The following is a 16,836-nucleotide window of genomic DNA, read 5'->3' as shown; positions in this document are numbered from 1 at the left end:
TCTGAGCCAGGATCAAACTCTACAGTTCGATCTTGAATTCTCAACGGAATCGACTTAAACCATTTGCATGATTCAAATCTATTTCCGTGAGCGTTTAAAGTCCGAAGGACCGTCATCAGTCACCTGATAACATCACTTCGCCTCAAACGCCCACGCTTATCGGCTGTTAATTATTAAAGAACATCGCAAAACTCAGAGCACTTACTCTTCACTTTGCGTCGCTGCAAACTACTTATCGTTTGCAGCGAAGAGGCGAGATTCTAATTCGCCGTTTGCATCGCTGTCAAGCGTTTTTGAAAATTTATTTTCTCAACGCTTTTCAACTCTGCCTTTACCGCCAATCACATCCGCATTGCGTTTGTTGTCAGCAGCAAAGAGGCGAGATTTTGATCTGCTTTCGCAGCATCGTCAAGTACTTTTGAAAAATTCTTTTTGAACTCTTTCAAGCACTCGGCGACTCAAATCCGCCAGCAAGGCATTTCTGCCTCACCCCTCACCAACGTCTCGCTGCGTCTTTCAACTCAGCGCTGTCATCAGCGAAGCCAACGACTGTAGCACAGGAATTTCGGGGGAGGCAAGAAGTCGGTCGACTTTTCTTCGGTTGCAGCGCATTCCCGCTCCCGAGGTTCGCCAAGCCCGCCCCGGGGGTGCTTCTATATAAGAGCGGTGTCGCCTGCGCAGCCCAGGGCGCGAGGGCTCAATGAACGGCGCCCGGACCGCTCTTCGTCAAAGCCAACTCCTTGTCGGCGACGGCACGCGGGTCTTCGCTCGCCAGCAGGCGAGGCAAGGCACCCGCCAGACGTTGGGTGTCAGAACGCAGCAGCCGCTGCTTGACCGCCGGTATCTGGGACGGATGCATGGAAAAGCTGCGCAGCCCCATGGCCAGCAGCAGCTCCGTGAAATCGGGATCGCCCGCCATTTCGCCACAAACGCTGACCCCCTTGCCCGCCGCGCGCGCTTGAGCGATGGACTGCGAAATCAGCTGAAGCACCGCCGGGTGCCATGGGTCATAGAGATGGGCGACCGCCTCATCGGCTCGGTCGATGGCCAAGGTGTATTGGATGAGGTCGTTCGTGCCGATGGACACGAAGTCCACATGGCGCAGCAACATCGGCAGCATGACGGCGGCGGCGGGAATTTCGATCATCACCCCCAGCTCCACATGGGTGAACGCATTGCCCGCATCCGTCAGCTGCTGTTGCACTTTGCGGAGGGTCTCGATGATCTGCTTCACCTCGCTGAGGTGCGCGACCATGGGCACCAACAGGCGGACCTTGCCGAACGCACTGGCGCGATAGATGGCCCGCAATTGCTGACGGAACATGCTGGGTTCCGCCAGACTCCAGCGAATGGCGCGCAGCCCCATGGCGGGATTGAGCACGTGCTCATGCCGCAACTCGTTGACCGTCAGTCGATCGAGCGGCTTGTCGGCGCCCACGTCGACGGTGCGGATCGTGACGGGCATGCCCTTCATCGCTTCGACGGCCGCCTTGTACGCGCGGAACTGTTCGTCCTCGCTGGGGAGCTCGCCCTCACGGTTCATGAACAGGAACTCGGTGCGGAACAGACCGACACCCGTGGCGCCCGCTGTCACTGCCGCTTCCGCATCGGCCGGCATTTCGATGTTGGCGTGCAACTCGATGTGCTCGCCGTCCAGCGTCACGGCCGGCGTGTGCCGCAGGCGGGCCAGCCTTGCCCGCTCCAGTTCACTCTGGCGCTGGCGGAAGCGGTACTCCTCCAGCACGATGGGCGACGGGTTCACGATGACCGTGCCGGCGTCGCCGTCGATGATGACCCAGTCGTCCTGCATGATCAGGCGCGACGCCTCCCGCGTGCCGACGACGGCCGGGATGTCCATGCTGCGCGCGACGATGGCCGTGTGCGAGGTCTTGCCGCCGATGTCGGTGATGAAGCCGCGGAAGACGCTGCGCTTGAACTGGATCATGTCGGCCGGCGAGATGTCGGCCGCCACCAGCAGCAACGGGTCCTCACCGGCGAAGTCGCGCGGCGTGACCGGCGCGGGCGCGTCGCCTTGCGCCTGCGCCAGCGCGCCCAGCACGCGTTCGACGACCTGCTCGAGATCCGCCTTGCGCTCGCGCAGGTAGTCGTCTTCCATCTCGTCGAACTGCCGCGCCAGCACTTCGAGCTGCGCGGACAGCGCCCACTCCGCGTTGTAGTGCCGGTCGACGATCCACTGGCTGGCGCTTCCTGTCAGCGCATCGTCATGCAGCAGCATCAGGTGCACATCCAGCAGCGCCGCAAGTTCATGTGGCGCGTCGTCGGGCAGTTCATCCTTGAGCGTCTGCAGTTCCTGCACGACGGCATCGCGGCCCCGCAGCAGGCGCGCGATCTCGGCCTGGATCTGATCGGGCGCCACGAAGTAGTGGGCGACATCGACGCGGCTGGACGCCACCAGCACCGCACGACCGATGGCAACGCCGCGCGAGACCGCGATGCCGAACACCTGGAAACTCATCAGCGCACTCCGCAGATTGAGCAGCCAATGTAGCCGCTCACAGGGGTGCCGCGCGTCACGGTTTTTTCATGAGAGGTTCACCGCCCCGTCAAACCGCCCGACCAGCATGACGGGTCATGAACAGAAGCCCCATCGTCACGCATGCGCTGTCGCATGCCCCCGTCCTGCAGCGCCCGCAGCGCGCAGCAGCCCCGCGCCTGAGCGTCAGCTGGGCCAAGAGCGAGTCCGAGGTGCGCGAGGCCCAAGCCTTGCGCTACCAGGTGTTCGCCGTGGAGATGGGCGCGCGCCTGCCCACGCCCAAGCAGGCCCCGGCCGGCCTGGACATCGATCTGTTCGACGCCTACTGCGAGCATGTGCTCGTGCGCGCCGACGCCGAAGACGGCGAACCGGGCCCGGTCGTCGGCACCTATCGCGTGCTCACGCCCGCCGCCGCCAAGCGTGCGGGCGGCTTGTACAGCGACACCGAATTCGACCTGACCCGGCTGCGCTCGCTGCGCCCGCGCGTGGCGGAGATCGGCCGCTCCTGCGTGCATGCCGATCACCGCAGCGGCGGCGCCATCCTGTCGTTGTGGGGCGCACTGGCCGAGTTCCTGGCCCGCAACGGGCTGGACACCGTCATCGGCTGCGCCAGCGTCAGCATGCGTGACGGCGGGCATTTCGCGGCCAGCCTCTGGAAGCAGCTCGCCGCGACGCACCTCGCGCCCATCGACTGCCGTGTGCGGCCGCGCCTGCCGCTGCCCGTCGAGCACCTGCGCCAGGACTTGCAGGTCGAGCCGCCGGCGCTGATCCGCGGCTATCTGCGTTGCGGCGCCAAACTCATGGGCGAGCCGGCCTGGGACCCCGACTTCAACACGGCCGACCTGCCGCTGCTGCTGCGCACCGCCGACCTGCCGGCACGCTTCCGCCGTCACGGCGGTTGAGCGCGGCGGCCGGGCGGCTGATCACTGCCCTTCGCCGAACTTGTCGTCGACGAGGGCCGTGATCGCTTCCTGCGCGGCCTGCTCGTCCTCGCCGTCGGTTTCCAGCTCGATCGTGGAGCCGATGCCGGCGGCCAACATCATGACGCCCATGATGCTCTTGGCATTCACGCGGCGGCCGTTGCGGCTCATGTAGACATCGCACTTGAAGCTGCCGGCCAGCTTGGTCAGCTTGGCAGAGGCGCGTGCATGAAGACCCAGCTTGTTGCTGATGGTGATGGTGGAAGTGATCATTCTTCGGGCGGCAAGGGAGGCGTGGCGACAACACCGGCGGCCGCACCTTGGACGGCGCGCCGGGCCAGCTCGGTCAGGGACTTCTGGCTGGCATAGCAGAGCGTGCGCCACAGCATGGGGACGCTGACACCGGCGATCACCTGCACCTGCTCGCCGGCCAGGCGCTGGGCGCCGTTGCAAGGCGTGGCGCCGAACACGTCGGTCAGCACCAGCCATGGGGACGACGCCGCACCGGACTGCGCCATCAGCGCGCGCGCTGCGGCCTCGACATCCTCCGGGCACTGCCCCGGCATCACATCCAGCACCGTCAGGGTGGGGGCGCAGTCCGGGAAGGTGTGCTCGGCCACCTGCCGCAACGCAGAAGCGAGCGGGGCGTGGGCGATGACGAGCAGTTGCGGCATGGGCAGGATGTTAGGGCAACGCGGCGCCGGTCCTCTGCGGCGCCCGTCAGCGTGCGCCAGGCCAGCGCCGCTTCAGCGGGCGGCCTCGACGCCCAGGCCCGCGACGAAGCTGTCCCAGGCCGAAGCCTCGTCAGGGCTGCCCGACACCAGCGCCTGATAGACCCGCCCGCCGTGCGCGAACACCGCCAGCCGATGGACGCCCGCCGGCGCGTCGAGCCGGTACTGCGCGGCCTGCGGCAGCGGCGTCATGCCGCGCACCTGCAGCGGCTGGGCCGCCGGCAGCGCCTGGCCGAGCTTGGCGGCCAGCGCCTGCGACATCGCCTGGAGTGCGGCGCCGGTCTGGCTGGCGTCGGGCGTGTCGGCCCACGCGAGCGAAAAGCGCCGCCCGGCGGCCTCGCATTGCGCCAGGCCCATGCCAGGCCGCTGGTCGACTTCCGGCTTGCACGGGAACAGCGCCACCGCACCTGCCCCCGTCGGGCGCACCTCGCGCCAGTTCAGCGCTGGCTGGCAGGCGCACAGGCCGGCCAACCCCAGCGCAAATCCGACAGGAAGCAAGCTCCGCATGGCCGAATTATCGGTAGCGCGCCACGACAATCCCGCCATGCAAGCAACGAGCTCCCCTCAAGCCCTGGCCGGCGTGCGCGTGCTGGACCTCTCCCGCGTGCTGGCCGGCCCCTGGTGCACGCAGACGCTGGCCGACCTGGGGGCCGACGTCATCAAGATCGAGCGCCCCGGCAGCGGCGACGACACCCGCGCCTGGGGCCCGCCCTACCTGAAAGACGCCGACGGCCAGGACACCTCCGAGGCCGCCTACTTCCTCGGCGCCAACCGCAACAAGCGCTCGCTGGCCGTGGACCTGTCCACGCCCGAGGGCCAGGCCATCGTGCGCAAGCTCGCAGGCCAGGTGGACGTGCTGGTGGAGAACTTCAAGGTCGGCGACCTGGCCCGCTACGGGCTGGACGCCCAAAGCCTGCTGGCCGAGCACCCGGGCCTGGTCATCTGCTCCATCACCGGCTTCGGCCAGACCGGCCCCTACGCCGACCGCGCCGGCTACGACTACGCCGTGCAAGGCATGGGCGGGCTGATGAGCGTGACCGGCGAGCGCGACGACCAGCCGGGCGGCGGCCCGCAGAAGGTGGGCGTGGCCGTGGCCGACCTGTTCACCGGCATGTACGCCACCGTCGCCATCCTGGCCGCGCTGCGCCACCGCGACGCCACCGGGCAAGGCCAGGTCATCGACATGGCGCTGCTCGACACCCAGCTCGCCATGCTGGCCAACCTGGGCAGCAACTACCTGTGCAGCGGCAAGGTGCCCGGCCGCATGGGCAACGCCCATCAGAACATCGTGCCCTACCAGGTGTTCGAGGCCCGTGACGGCCACCTGATCCTCGCCGTCGGCAACGACCGGCAGTTCGCCAAGTTCTGCGATGTGGCCGGCCGCCCCGACTGGGCGGCCGACGCGCGCTTTGCCACCAACGCCGAGCGCGTGCGCCACCGCGAGCTGCTGGTGCCGCAGCTGGCCGAGGCCATCCGCCAGCGGCCCAGGGCCGAATGGCTGGCCGCGCTGGAAGCGGCCAAGGTGCCCTGCGGCTCGATCAACTCCATCGGCGAGGCGCTCGCCGACCCGCAGGCCCAGGCGCGCGGCGCCGTCGTCGACCTGCCCCACCCACTGACGCCGTCGCTGCGGCTGGTCGGCAGCCCCATGAAGCTCTCGGCCACCCCGGTGCAATACCGGCAGGCGCCGCCGCTGCTGGGCCAGCACAGCCGCGAGCTGCTGCGCGAGGCCGGCTGCGCCGATGTGCAGATCGACGCCTGGCTGGCTGCCGGCGTCATCGCCTGAGTGCGGCCTCGCATGGCGGGCTGCGGATGCTCGACCTCGCCGGCAGGAATTGACCGGCTCCCTAGAATGGGCCCCATGCTGAACCGCCGAGCCCTCGCCGCCCTCGCCCTGGCCTGTTGCACCCTCGCCGGCTGCGCCCGCGATGCCGCCCCCGAGGTCGGCTACGTGCTGCTGAACGGCGAGCAAGCCAACTCCCGGCAATGGGCCGGCAAGGTCATGCTGGTGAACTTCTGGGCCACCAGCTGCGCCACCTGCGTCAAGGAAATGCCGCAGGTCATCGCCACGCACAACAAGTTCAAGGGCCGGGGTTTCGACACGCTGGCCGTGGCGATGAGCTACGACCCGCCGGCCTTCGTGTCGCGCTTCGCCGAGTCGCGCGGGCTGCCGTTCGGCGTGGCCATCGATAACACCGGCGCGGTGGCGAACGCCTTCGGCAAGGTGCAGATGACGCCGACGACCTTCCTGATCAACAAGCGCGGCGAGATCGTCAAGCGCTACGTCGGCGAACCGGACTTCGCCGCGCTGCACGGCCTGATCGAGAAGTTGCTGGCCGAGGCCTGAACCCCGGCCGGCGGCGCGCCGGTTTCAGGCGGCCGGAGCAGCCGCGTTCAGCACGCCGTGGGCCTGCTGGTCGGCGTGGTAGCTGGAGCGCACCATCGCGCCGACGGCCGCATGCGTGAAGCCCAGCTCGTAGGCTTCCTTCTCGAACTGCTTGAACTGATCCGGCGTCACGTAGCGGCGCACCGGCAGGTGGTGGCCCGACGGGGCCAGGTACTGGCCGATGGTGATCATGTCGATGTTGTGCGCGCGCATGTCGCGCATGACCTGGCGGATCTCGTCATCGGTCTCGCCCAGGCCCACCATGATGCCGCTCTTGGTCGGCACGCCCGGCACTTCTTCCTTGAAGCGCTTCAGCAGGTTCAGGCTGAACTCGTAGTCCGAGCCCGGACGCGCTTCCTTGTAGAGGCGCGGCGCCGTTTCGAGGTTGTGGTTCATCACGTCCGGCGGCGCGGCCTTCAGGATGTTCAGCGCGCGATCGGCGCGGCCGCGGAAGTCGGGCACCAGCACCTCGATCTGCGTCGCCGGTGACAGCTCGCGCGTCTTGGTGATGCACTCGGCGAAGTGAGCCGCGCCGCCATCCTTCAGGTCGTCGCGGTCCACGCTGGTGATGACGACGTACTTGAGCTTCAGCGCAGCAATCGTCTTGGCCAGGTTCTCGGGCTCGTTCACGTCCAGCGGGTCGGGCCGGCCATGGCCCACGTCGCAGAACGGGCAGCGGCGCGTGCACTTGTCGCCCATGATCATGAACGTGGCCGTGCCCTTGCCGAAGCACTCACCGATGTTGGGGCAGCTGGCTTCCTCGCAGACCGTGTGCAGCTTGTGCTCGCGCAGGATCTGCTTGATCTCGTAGAAGCGGGTCGACGGCGAGCCGGCCTTGACGCGGATCCAGTCGGGCTTCTTCAGCACCTCGGCCGGCACGATCTTGATCGGGATGCGCGAGGTCTTGGCCTCGGCTTTTTGCTTGATCGACGGGTCGTAGGTGGTCGTGTCGGACATGGTCAAGGCGTCGAGACTTCAAATTGGGCCGAGAGCCGCTCGGCGAGCCGGCCGGCCGCCGTGGGCCAGTCGGTGAAAACCCCGATTTTATCGAGGGAAGTGGTTTCCAGGCCCTGGTAGCCGCAGGGGTTGATGCGCTGGAAGGGTTCCAGGTCCATCGCGACGTTCAGCGCCAGGCCATGGTAGGTGCAATGCCGGCTGACCTTGATGCCCAAGGCGGCGATCTTCGCCAGGCCATCGAACAGGCGGTTCGGGTCGGTCGGCCCGGTCAGCGCCGCGTGGCCACCGGGGTCGGCCGGGCGCACGTAGATGCCCGGCGCGCTGGCCACGCGCAGGCCGGTCACGCCGTAGCTGTCCAGCACCTGGATCAGCGCCGTCTCCAGCCGGAACACGTATTCCTTGACGAAGATGCCCTGGCGCCGCAGGTCGATCAGCGGGTAGGCCGTGACCTGGCCGGGGCCGTGGTATGTGACCTGGCCGCCGCGCTCGGTGGGCACGACCGGGATGTCACCGGGCAGCAGCAGGTGCTCCGGCTTGCCGGCGATGCCTTGGGTGAACGTGGGCGGGTGCTCGCAGAGCCAGAGCTCGTCCGGCGTGTCTGCATGGCGCGCCGCCGTGAAGGCCCGCATGGCCTCCAGCGTGGGCAGGTACTCGACCCGCCCGAGGGACTTGACGATCATGGCGGCATCATAGGCAGGCGCGGTAAGCCCCGCCGGTCCTGAGCCGACTCGCTGCGATGAAGAAGCAACTGCTCACCCTGCTACTCGTGTCGTCCCTCGCCCGGGCTGCACCGCTGGACGACGCCCTCGCGGCCTACGACGCGGGCCGCCTGGCCGCAGCCGCTCGGGGTTTCACCGCCTCGGCCCAGCGCGGCGAACCGCTGGGCCAGTTCAACCTGGCCATGATGCATCTGCGCCGTGAGCTGCCCGGTGCCAGCGACGCCCAGGCCTGGCGTTGGCTGCAACGCGCCGCCGCACAACACCTGGCGCTGGCCGAGAACGCGCTGGGCGAAATGATCGAGCAGGGCCGCCACGGCCCGCTCGACAAGACGGCCGCCTGCGACTGGTTCGAGCGCGCTGCCGAACACGGCAACGGCGACGGCGCATTGGCCGCGGGCACCTGCTTCTATCTGGGCCGCGGCCGGCCGCTGGACATGGCCCAGGCGCACCGCTGGTATCTGGCTGCCGCCACCGCCGGCGACGTCGGCGCGCAATACCTCATCGCGTCGATGTTCGAGACCGGGCTGGGCGTGGCTGCCGACGAGCGGCTGGCGCGTTATTGGTTTGATACGGCGGCGAAGAATGGCGATGTGGCAGCCCGGGCCAAGGTCAAGGCGATGGACAAATCGAGCTGAATCACTCGAAGCTCTGATCGCGATCCCGAGCCTGGCGTTGCCAGCAGGCGACGAACTCCTGGATACATTCAACGTGCTTCCTGGCCCATTCGGCAACATCCGCCGCAGCGTCGGTCGTCAACGACTCCAGCGCCAGCAGGCGCAGAGCGGAGGCTTCCTGAAAGCTGCCGCAAATGTAGGTCGAGTGAACAGCTCGTTCGAAGCCCTCCAGCACCGCTGCTCGATCTGGCGCCATCTGCAAGAGTGCCAGCGCTGTCTCCGATAGGCCTATCCCATCGAAGGCATCGATCATTCCCGCCACCCAAGGCCCTCGCCCAAGCGGCTCCACGCGAACCCAATCCAGCAGCGTGTCGACAGGCACCAGGCGCACGGGATGTTCGGCATCAACGCTCAGCTGCGAGAGCGCATCCAACCGCCGGCCCATGTAGGCCTGGTAGAACGCCTCCAAGGCCACGGCGCCATGGGCACCAAAGACGCGGCGCAACAGACGGTCGGCCGCGTAGCTCAGCGGCCAGTGCTGGCCTCGCTCGCGATGCGTGAGCACCTTGCACAGATGAATGGCGACCGCCTCGCCCTCTGCACTCGCCAGCGCAAGTTCGGCCAGGTCATCCACGTGCGGCCAAGCCTCATCGGTCTGGAAGCACTCGTCCACAGCCATCAGCAAGGACACACAAAGCTGGCAGGCTTGGCCATCCTCGCGCGCTCTTTCACCCAGGCCATGCAAGCGCATGCGGTGAAGGTTGATGGCCACCTCGAGGCCTTTGGGCAGATCCTTGATGGCCCGCAACAGCTTGGCGTGGGTTGCCGAGGAAATCCCATCCAGCGGCCCGCCAAATTGCCGCCATCCGAACTTGGCGGCCGGTACCTGACCGCGTCTGACTTGGCGGCCGGTACCTGACCGCGTCTGGCGAGCGTCGTCAGTCGCATCGCGCCTGCCTCATCGACCGGCTGGCGCGTGTGCAGTTCGACGCCCAATTCAGCGAGCGAAGGCTCGGCAGCGCAGGCGTCCAGCAACCGTTCGGCCATCGCTGGGTCACGCGCCCTCAGCCCGTCGAAGAACCCAAGGACGAATCCCGCGTCTCGCGACTCCTGCGAGGCGGAGGCATAACGGCGGATGAGAACGGCCCAGCCACCCGCGAGATCAACGGCGCACTCGGCAACTCGGCGGCCCAGCAGCGGCGTGTAGCCCGGCGAGAAGCTATCGATCAGGCGATGCAGCAGGGCGGGCTCGTGCAGGCGCAAAGCAAGCTCGGCGCCGACATCGGCCAGCATCTGGTCGTAGTGCCGGGACACAGGCGCGGCGCCTGAGCGATGCGATTGCATTTGCTCCAGTGACAGCAGATCGACCCTGCCGTGGGGCTCGACGTAGACAAGCGCCTCGATGCGATCTTCAAGAGATTGCGGGCGCAGTCGAGACTCCAGCCTCTCCAGCCGAGCACACAGGACCGGGTCCACACCGGCAGCCAAGTTGGGCGGCCAAATCAGCGCCGCAGCAAGGCAGCGCCACAAGCACGGCGCCGCCGGCAGAGGCGCCAGTGCTTCCGCGAACCGCTCCAGCGCCGGCAGGACTGCGGGCTCCCAGGCCAGACGAACGGCAGCCTCTGAGACCAGACCGGCCATGTCCAATGCCAAGACATGCCCCGCACGCAGCCGCTCGGCTACGAACTGCATCAGCCCGCCGTACCAGACCTCCCAATCGCCACTCGACATCGGCCGCCAACCGTCACCACGCACTCGTGCCCCGAACGTCTCGGGCACTGAACCACTCCAGTTCACGGCCAGCATGGTTTGCAATGCGACCAGCGCGAGGCGCTGGCGCCGCGCGTCCCTCGAGTCCAGCAGCGATGTGAGCAAGGCCAAGCGCTGCCCGGCGTCGGCCTCGGTGCCAGACATCACCGGCCGGAACAAGCGTTCCAGCGGGCGTGACATGCTGGCCCCGCCACCCTTGCTGCCGCTGCTCTCGTATATCGCCAGCCTGACCAGCACTTCGGCGGCCCTGGCGAAGTCTGCGGCCAGATAAGCCAGTTGGCCCGCCAGCCACACCGCACCATCCCGGTAGAACACATGCCGCTCGCCCAGCAGACCCTGGCCCTCGGTGTCTGTCAGTTGTTCCAGCCTGGCCAGTGCGAGGTCAGGCCGCACCGGCGCCAGCAGCTGAACGACCTCACGGCCCTGCATCGAGTGTTCGTTGAAGATCGCCATACCCGGCGCCTCGCGGAACCAGCGCTCCACAAGCACCTGCGCTTCGAGACTGTCATGCAGCGCCGACAACCGCCGCGCGAACGACAGCGACAGGCGCGCGTGCTGCCGCAACTCTCGCCACAGGTCATCGGCAGAGACCGCCTGCAACCCGCGCACGGCCAGGTGGTTGGCCAGGGCGTGCGGCAGGATGGCCCGCCAAGGCCCTCGCTGCTGGGCGAGCCCTCGTTGCCGCAAGGTGCCAAGGTGGCGTCGCAGCTCGGCAGCAGAGCAGCCAGCCAGTCGAGCCATGCGAGTGAATTCCTGGTCTGCTTCTGGGACATCGGACTCCTCGGCCTTGCAGGAATAGACCAGGGCCAGCACCCGAGCGGCATGCTCAAGGGCCGGGTCTGGCTGCCGCCGCTGCCAGAACAGCCGCTGAAACAGGTCTGCATCGCTCAGGCCATGCAATCGCCCCGTCCGGCGGGCGGCGCTGGCCAACGCCAGGGCGATGCGCAGATTGCCTTCGGAGAGGCTGACGATCTGCTGCCGGACGCCGGAGCCCAGCGCGGGCTCGCGCTGGGCCAGCAGACGATCCAGCAGTTCGGGTGTGGTGACGCCGAGGCGGTAGACATCGGCTTCCTCGGCCTCACCGCTGTCGATGTCGTACTCGACGGTGAGCAGAGCGACCCGGCCGGATCGGTTGGACAGGGCCGTCTGCAGCGCACGATGGGTTTCCGGGTTGCAGTTGTCGATCACCAGCACCACCGGGCGTGCCTGCGTGGCCAGCCGGCGCAGCATCTCGACCGGCGGCGGCTGCAGGGCTTCGCCCGCATCGGCATAGATGGCGAGGTGCGCCGGCAATGGATCTCCGTCGAGGCCGGCCTCGAACAAGGCCTGAACCAGCCGGGTTTTTCCCGTGCCCGAGAGGCCGACAAGGCGGATCGCCTTGCCTGGCTCGCGCAGCTTGGCGCGCAGTTCCACCAGGGTCTGCGCGATGCTCAGCTGCCGAGTTCCTTGCTGGCCCGGCGCATCGACCCGAGGCTGCGCGTCAACAAGAAAGCCTTCTGCGGCACCTGCTGCAGCCCAGGTGCCGTACCCACGCCACCCATGCGACGGGCCGTCCAGGTGCTCTCGCAGCCACAAGGCCACGCCTGGATGCTGGTTCGTCCAATCGGCGATGCGGTCGGCGCCGAAGAAGTCCAGCGCCACATCGGCAGGTAGCCCCGCGTCGCCGACGACCTTGCGCATGGCAGCAACGCGCTGTGCCAGCATCTTTTCCGTGCAGGAGTCCTTGGCGCTGACGATCACATAGGCACCGCCACGCGTCAGCAGCTCACGGATCGCAGGCTTGAGCACGCCGCCATCCAGCATCTCGCCAGACACCTTGGACGGCGGCATGGACTCGGCCTTGGCTTGCAGCCCCGTCTGGCCTCTGGGGATGAAGTCCAACCCGGTGGGATCTCCCGCCAGATCGACCCGAACATCGATCCCACCGTCACTCGCATCCTGATGGCCGCCCGCTCTGACTGCCGACCTGGGCAGCCCCGCGTCCGACAACTCGGCACAGCAAAGCCGCTTGATCAGCTCTCGCAGCGGCTCGTCGGCAAGCCGCTGAATGTCTCCGACCGTGACTTCCAGCGGCGCGCTCAAGGCTCAGCGCTCTACAGCACCACCTTGACCATCGGATGCGTCGTCAGCGTCCGGTACAGCTCGTCGAGCTGCTCGCGGCTGGTGGCGGTGACGGTGATGGTCAGCCCCAGGTAGTTGCCGCCCTTGCTCGGGCGGTGCTCGATGGTGGAGGCGTCGAAGCCGGGGTCGAACTGCAGGGCCACATGCGTGATGGCCTCGACGAAGCCTTCGACGTGAGCCCCCATCACCTTGATCGGGAACTGCGACGGGTACTCGATGAGCGACTGCTCGGGCGGGATGTCGGGCGGCAGGTTCATGGCGCGGGCCTCACTTGATCCACAGGCGGATGGAGTCGAAGGCGCGGCCGAAGATGCCGGCCACGGGCACGGCCTCCTGGACGACCAGCGGCACCTCGGCCACCAGCGTGCCGGCCGTCGTCGTCACGCGTAGCGTGCCCACACGCTGGCCCTTGTTCAGCGGCGCCACGAGCGGGTCGGTGTGCTCGACCTGGGTCTGCAGCTTGCCGGCATCACCGCGAGGCACGGTGACGAACACCGCATCCGCAGCACCCAGCTTGACCTCCTTGGACTCGCCCTTCCAGACCGGCACGGTCTTGATGGCCTTGCCCGCATCGAAGATCTTGACGGCATCGAAGGCGGTGTAGCCCCAGTTCAGCAACTTCTGGCTTTCGCTGGCGCGAGCCTCCTTGGAGGCCGTGCCCATAACGACGCTGAGCAGGCGGCGCTTGCCGTTGGGGAAGTCGCGATTGGCACTGGCCACGAGGCAGTAGCCGGCCGCATCGGTGTAGCCGGTCTTCATGCCGTCAACGGTGGGGTCGCGGCGCAGCAGCAGGTTGCGGTTGTCCTGGCGGATCTTGTTGAAGGTGTAGTCGCGCTGCGAGTAGTAGCTGTAGTACTCGGGGAAGTCCGTGATGATGTGGGCCGCGATGATGGCGATCTCGCGCGCGCTGGCCTTGTGACCCGGCTCGGTCATGCCGGTCACGTTCTTGAATTCGGTGTTCTTCAGGCCCCAGGCCTGGGCCTGGCGGTTCATCAGCTGCACGAAGTTCTCGACCGTGCCGGCCACACCCTCGGCCAGCGCCACGGCGGCGTCGTTGCCGCTCTGGATGATGAGGCCGCGCAGCAACTCATCGACCTTGGGCGTCATCGTCGTGTCAATGAACATCAGCGACGGATCGCCCTTGCGTTCATCCCATGCCCGCTTGGACACGGGCAGCGGCTGCTCCAGCGTCAGCTTCTTGTCGCGCAGCGCACCGAAGACGACGTAGGCCGTCATCAGCTTGGTCAACGAGGCAGGGTCCTGCGGCACGTCGGCCTCGCGCTCGGCGAGGGTCTTGTGGGCCGTCAGGTCGATCAGCACATAGTTGCGCGCGGCGATCTCGGGAGACACCGGGGCCTGGGCCTGGGCGGTCACGACCAGCGTCGTGAGGAAGGAAGCAAGCAATCGTTTCATCGGATCGGTTCAGGGCGGCGATCAGACCTTGGTGGGGTCGAACGCGCGCACCACAAGAGACTTGAGCAGCGGCAGCTGCCCATGGAAGAAATGGCCCACGCCGGGGACGACGGTGACCGGCAGGCTCTGCGGCCGCGCCCAGTCGAGCACGGACGAGAGTGGCACAACGTCGTCGACCTCGCCGTGGATGACCACGGTGTCGGCCGGCACGGGGGCGGTATCAAAGCGGCTGGTGGCGGGGCCGACGAGCACGAGGCGCTGGGCCGGCGTCTGGACGCGCTGGGCGACACGCGAGGCCACATAGCCGCCGAAGGAAAAGCCGGCCAGCACGAAGGCCTCGCCCGGCGTGTGCACGGCGGCCAGCACGGCCAGCGCGTCGTCCACCTCACCGCGGCCTTCGTCCCAGCCGCCCTCGGACTTGCCGATGCCGCGGAAGTTGAAGCGCACCGCACGCCAGCCGAGCTGGATGAAGGCGCGGGCCAGCGTCTGCACGACCTTGTTGTCCATCGTGCCGCCCTGCGTCGGGTTGGGGTGGCAGATGAGTGCGGTGCCCACCGGCGTGGCGCCGCCAGCGGGCAGGTCGATGGCGACCTCGATCTGCCCGGCCGGGCCGGCGACGAGGCGCTTTTCCGTCTGCGCGTTCATCGGCCGACGCTGTCCGGCAGCACGAGGCGCTCGACAACCTTGCCGTCGCGCAGATGGCTTTCGACGATCTCGTCGATGTCGCTCTGATCCACCCACGAGTACCAGACGGCCTCCGGGTAGACGACGGCAACGGGGCCGCCCGCACAGCGGTCCAGGCAGCCAGCCTTGTTGACGCGCACGCCGCCCTTGCCCGCCAGGCCCAGCTGCTTCACGCGGGCCTTGCAGTGGTCGAAAGCCCCCTGGGCATCGTGGTCGCCGCAACTGGACTCGCCGTTGGCGCGCTGGTTCAGGCAGAAGAAGAGGTGGCGCTGGTAGTAGCTCATCGCCCCGGATTCTCGCTCAGCGCGATTTCTGGACCAGCCGCGCCGCGAGCCAGACGAGCGCCGCGAACGGCCACGTCCAGGCCGCCCAGCGCGTCAGACCATAGAGGTTGACGAAGCGGCCATGCTCCCAGGCCTGCAGATTCAAGGTCAGGTAAGGGTCGCTGGGCGCAACACTGATCAAGCCCACCAGCGCGCACAACGCGAACAGCCCCAACGCTGCCGCCACGCGGGACGGCAGCAGGCAGGCCAGCAACGACAGCACGATGCCCAGCCCCACGCCCGGCCGCGTGGCCTCGCTGAGCCAGGCCCAGGCGTGCTCGGGCCCGAATGCCATCGCCGTCGCCGTCGCCGTGCCGGCCAGGCCGAGGAACACCGCGCCGGCAGCCAACACCAGGCGGCGCGGGCCAGGCCGAGCCACGACCACCATCAGCAGCACAGGCGCGACCAGCCCCAGCCCGATGGCCAGCGCCTGCAACCCAGGCGGCAACTCGCGCTCCACGACGACCGACTCCCCCCAATTCAAGGCCCACGGCGTACCTTCGAGACTGTCCAGCAGCGTCTCCCGCCACCAGGGCAGCCATTGCCCGAGACCGAAGGGCAAAGGCGTCGGATACAGCAGCGCCAACGGCCACAGCGCCAGCAGGGCCAGCGCTGGCGCGCTGCTGGCGCCGAACCAGTGGTCACGCAAGTCCTCCCAGCGCCGCAGCCCGCCCACGGCGTTGAGCAGCACACCCGCCAGCACGCCCAGCGTGCTGCCGGCCGAGTTCAATGCCCAGTCCGACAGCGACGGCACCCGCCCCGGCAGGAAGAACTGCATCGTCTCCATCAGGAACGACACCACCGGCCCGGGGAGCAAGCCGAACAGCAGCGAGGCCCGCAGCCCCCAGCCCGAGCGCATCCCCGCCGCAAAGCCCAGCAGGCCCAGCGGGATGTAGCCAATCAGGTTGGCCTCCAGGTCGTAGGCATAGAACTGCGGCGGCCAGCGCAGGCCGAACAGCCACGGCATGTCCATGCCGGGCGGCCAGCGCCACGGCCAGAACGGGTACAGGCTGGCGTAGCTGATGAGCCCGATATGGGCCAGCAGCAGCCACGTGGCGGAACTCTGCCGGTGGCGCACGGTCAGAAGGGCTTGACCGTCACCAGCACGACGATGGCTGCGAACAGCAGCACCGACACCTCGTTGTAGACGCGGAACCAGCGATGGCTGCGACGGTTGGCCAGCTCCTCGAAGCTGCGCAGCAGTCGGCGGTTCATGTGGTGATAACCGATCACGGCCACCACCAGCAGCATCTTGACGTGCAGCCAGTAGCTGCCGGCGAAGCGGCTGGCGCCCCAGCCGAACAGCGCCCACAGGCCCAGCAGCAGCGCCACGCCCATCAGGATGCTGCTGAAGCGATGAAGGCGATGCGCCATCAGCAGCAGGCGCTCACGCTCGGCATGGCTGTCGGCCGGCACCGTGGCCAGATTCACGAAGATCCGCGGCAGGTAGAACAGGCCGGCGAACCAGGCGGCGACGAAGACGATGTGAAAGGCTTTGACCCAGAGCATGGCGGCCATTATGGGCAGCGAGCAGACTGGCCCAAGTCAAGGCCGGCTGCGCCAGCGGGCGGACTTGCCGATGGGATGAGGCCACGCCGACTTGCTCGCGGCAGCCCAGAAAGAAAAAAGCCCCGGCTAAAAAGCCGGGGCCGCAAAGCCTTATCGCTGTCATCACGCTAAGGCTCCTGCTCAGGGAGGAAAAGCAGG

The 16,836-nt window shown here is 67.6% G+C and carries 18 protein-coding genes; 4 read left to right on the top strand and 14 right to left on the bottom strand.

Annotated features, from left to right (window positions below):
* Positions 1-697: 697 nt before the first annotated feature.
* Positions 698-2,476 (bottom strand): phosphoenolpyruvate--protein phosphotransferase, encoded by a 1,779-nt coding sequence (gene ptsP, locus ACG00X_RS17280; protein ID WP_394489714.1) that lies wholly within the window; start codon positions 2,474-2,476, stop codon positions 698-700.
* 116 nt (positions 2,477-2,592) lie between these two features.
* On the opposite strand from ptsP, the gene ACG00X_RS17275 reads away from it, so the two are divergent.
* Positions 2,593-3,396, top strand: coding sequence for a GNAT family N-acetyltransferase (locus ACG00X_RS17275; RefSeq protein ID WP_394489712.1), 804 nt, complete (start codon positions 2,593-2,595; stop codon positions 3,394-3,396).
* Positions 3,397-3,417: 21 nt separating this feature from the next.
* Here ACG00X_RS17275 and ACG00X_RS17270 read toward each other — a convergent pair whose 3' ends face one another.
* The 3 genes from ACG00X_RS17270 to ACG00X_RS17260 all read right to left on the bottom strand — a co-directional run bounded on the left by ACG00X_RS17270 (position 3,418) and on the right by ACG00X_RS17260 (position 4,652).
* A complete protein-coding gene (locus tag ACG00X_RS17270; RefSeq protein WP_394489710.1) occupies positions 3,418-3,687 on the bottom strand; it encodes an HPr family phosphocarrier protein in 270 nt (89 codons plus the stop codon).
* Positions 3,684-4,088: a PTS sugar transporter subunit IIA gene (locus ACG00X_RS17265; RefSeq protein ID WP_394489707.1), complete on the bottom strand. Its 405-nt coding sequence runs from the start codon at positions 4,086-4,088 to the stop codon at positions 3,684-3,686. Before ACG00X_RS17265 ends, ACG00X_RS17270 begins: the two co-directional genes overlap by 4 nt.
* A gap of 72 nt (positions 4,089-4,160) precedes the next feature.
* The gene (locus ACG00X_RS17260; protein WP_394489705.1) at positions 4,161-4,652 is read right to left on the bottom strand and encodes a hypothetical protein; all 492 of its coding nucleotides are present in this window, start codon (positions 4,650-4,652) and stop codon (positions 4,161-4,163) included.
* Between the two features lie 37 nt (positions 4,653-4,689).
* On the opposite strand from ACG00X_RS17260, the gene ACG00X_RS17255 reads away from it, so the two are divergent.
* Entirely contained in the window at positions 4,690-5,928 is a 1,239-nt protein-coding gene (locus ACG00X_RS17255; RefSeq protein WP_394489703.1) for a CaiB/BaiF CoA transferase family protein, read from the top strand.
* 75 nt (positions 5,929-6,003) lie between these two features.
* Positions 6,004-6,489, top strand: coding sequence for a TlpA disulfide reductase family protein (locus ACG00X_RS17250; RefSeq protein ID WP_394489701.1), 486 nt, complete (start codon positions 6,004-6,006; stop codon positions 6,487-6,489).
* Between the two features lie 24 nt (positions 6,490-6,513).
* Here ACG00X_RS17250 and lipA read toward each other — a convergent pair whose 3' ends face one another.
* Both lipA and lipB read right to left on the bottom strand, forming a co-directional pair.
* Entirely contained in the window at positions 6,514-7,485 is a 972-nt protein-coding gene (gene lipA / locus ACG00X_RS17245; RefSeq protein WP_394489699.1) for a lipoyl synthase, read from the bottom strand.
* 2 nt (positions 7,486-7,487) lie between these two features.
* Positions 7,488-8,165: a lipoyl(octanoyl) transferase LipB gene (gene lipB, locus ACG00X_RS17240; RefSeq protein WP_394489697.1), complete on the bottom strand. Its 678-nt coding sequence runs from the start codon at positions 8,163-8,165 to the stop codon at positions 7,488-7,490.
* Positions 8,166-8,221: 56 nt separating this feature from the next.
* On the opposite strand from lipB, the gene ACG00X_RS17235 reads away from it, so the two are divergent.
* Complete coding sequence (locus tag ACG00X_RS17235) at positions 8,222-8,839, top strand: tetratricopeptide repeat protein (protein ID WP_394489695.1); 618 nt, start codon at positions 8,222-8,224, stop codon at positions 8,837-8,839.
* A gap of 1 nt (position 8,840) precedes the next feature.
* Here the strand turns inward: ACG00X_RS17235 and ACG00X_RS17230 are convergent, their stop codons facing one another.
* Genes ACG00X_RS17230 through ACG00X_RS17195 form a run of 8 tightly spaced genes read right to left on the bottom strand, consistent with a single transcriptional unit; the run spans position 8,841 to position 16,638 of the window.
* Positions 8,841-9,503, bottom strand: coding sequence for a hypothetical protein (locus ACG00X_RS17230; protein ID WP_394489693.1), 663 nt, complete (start codon positions 9,501-9,503; stop codon positions 8,841-8,843).
* Positions 9,497-12,670, bottom strand: coding sequence for a hypothetical protein (locus ACG00X_RS17225; protein WP_394489691.1), 3,174 nt, complete (start codon positions 12,668-12,670; stop codon positions 9,497-9,499). Before ACG00X_RS17225 ends, ACG00X_RS17230 begins: the two co-directional genes overlap by 7 nt.
* Positions 12,671-12,681: 11 nt before the next feature.
* Positions 12,682-12,966: a DUF493 family protein gene (locus ACG00X_RS17220; protein ID WP_394405356.1), complete on the bottom strand. Its 285-nt coding sequence runs from the start codon at positions 12,964-12,966 to the stop codon at positions 12,682-12,684.
* Between the two features lie 10 nt (positions 12,967-12,976).
* Positions 12,977-14,122, bottom strand: a complete 1,146-nt coding sequence (locus ACG00X_RS17215; RefSeq protein ID WP_394489689.1) for a D-alanyl-D-alanine carboxypeptidase family protein — start codon at positions 14,120-14,122, stop codon at positions 12,977-12,979.
* A gap of 21 nt (positions 14,123-14,143) precedes the next feature.
* Positions 14,144-14,767 (bottom strand): alpha/beta hydrolase, encoded by a 624-nt coding sequence (locus ACG00X_RS17210; protein WP_394489687.1) that lies wholly within the window; start codon positions 14,765-14,767, stop codon positions 14,144-14,146.
* Positions 14,764-15,090 (bottom strand): (2Fe-2S) ferredoxin domain-containing protein, encoded by a 327-nt coding sequence (locus ACG00X_RS17205; RefSeq protein ID WP_394489685.1) that lies wholly within the window; start codon positions 15,088-15,090, stop codon positions 14,764-14,766. The genes ACG00X_RS17210 and ACG00X_RS17205 overlap by 4 nt, the downstream gene beginning before the upstream one ends.
* Positions 15,091-15,106: 16 nt before the next feature.
* Entirely contained in the window at positions 15,107-16,207 is a 1,101-nt protein-coding gene (locus tag ACG00X_RS17200; RefSeq protein WP_394489683.1) for a VanZ family protein, read from the bottom strand.
* A gap of 2 nt (positions 16,208-16,209) precedes the next feature.
* Positions 16,210-16,638: a CopD family protein gene (locus ACG00X_RS17195; RefSeq protein ID WP_394489681.1), complete on the bottom strand. Its 429-nt coding sequence runs from the start codon at positions 16,636-16,638 to the stop codon at positions 16,210-16,212.
* Positions 16,639-16,836: the final 198 nt, after the last annotated feature.

Origin of the sequence: Pelomonas nitida, from assembly GCF_043555975.1 — a bacterium.
In the GTDB taxonomy this organism is placed as follows: domain Bacteria; phylum Pseudomonadota; class Gammaproteobacteria; order Burkholderiales; family Burkholderiaceae_C; genus Pelomonas; species Pelomonas nitida.
This window is presented reverse-complemented; position numbering and strand designations above follow the sequence as displayed.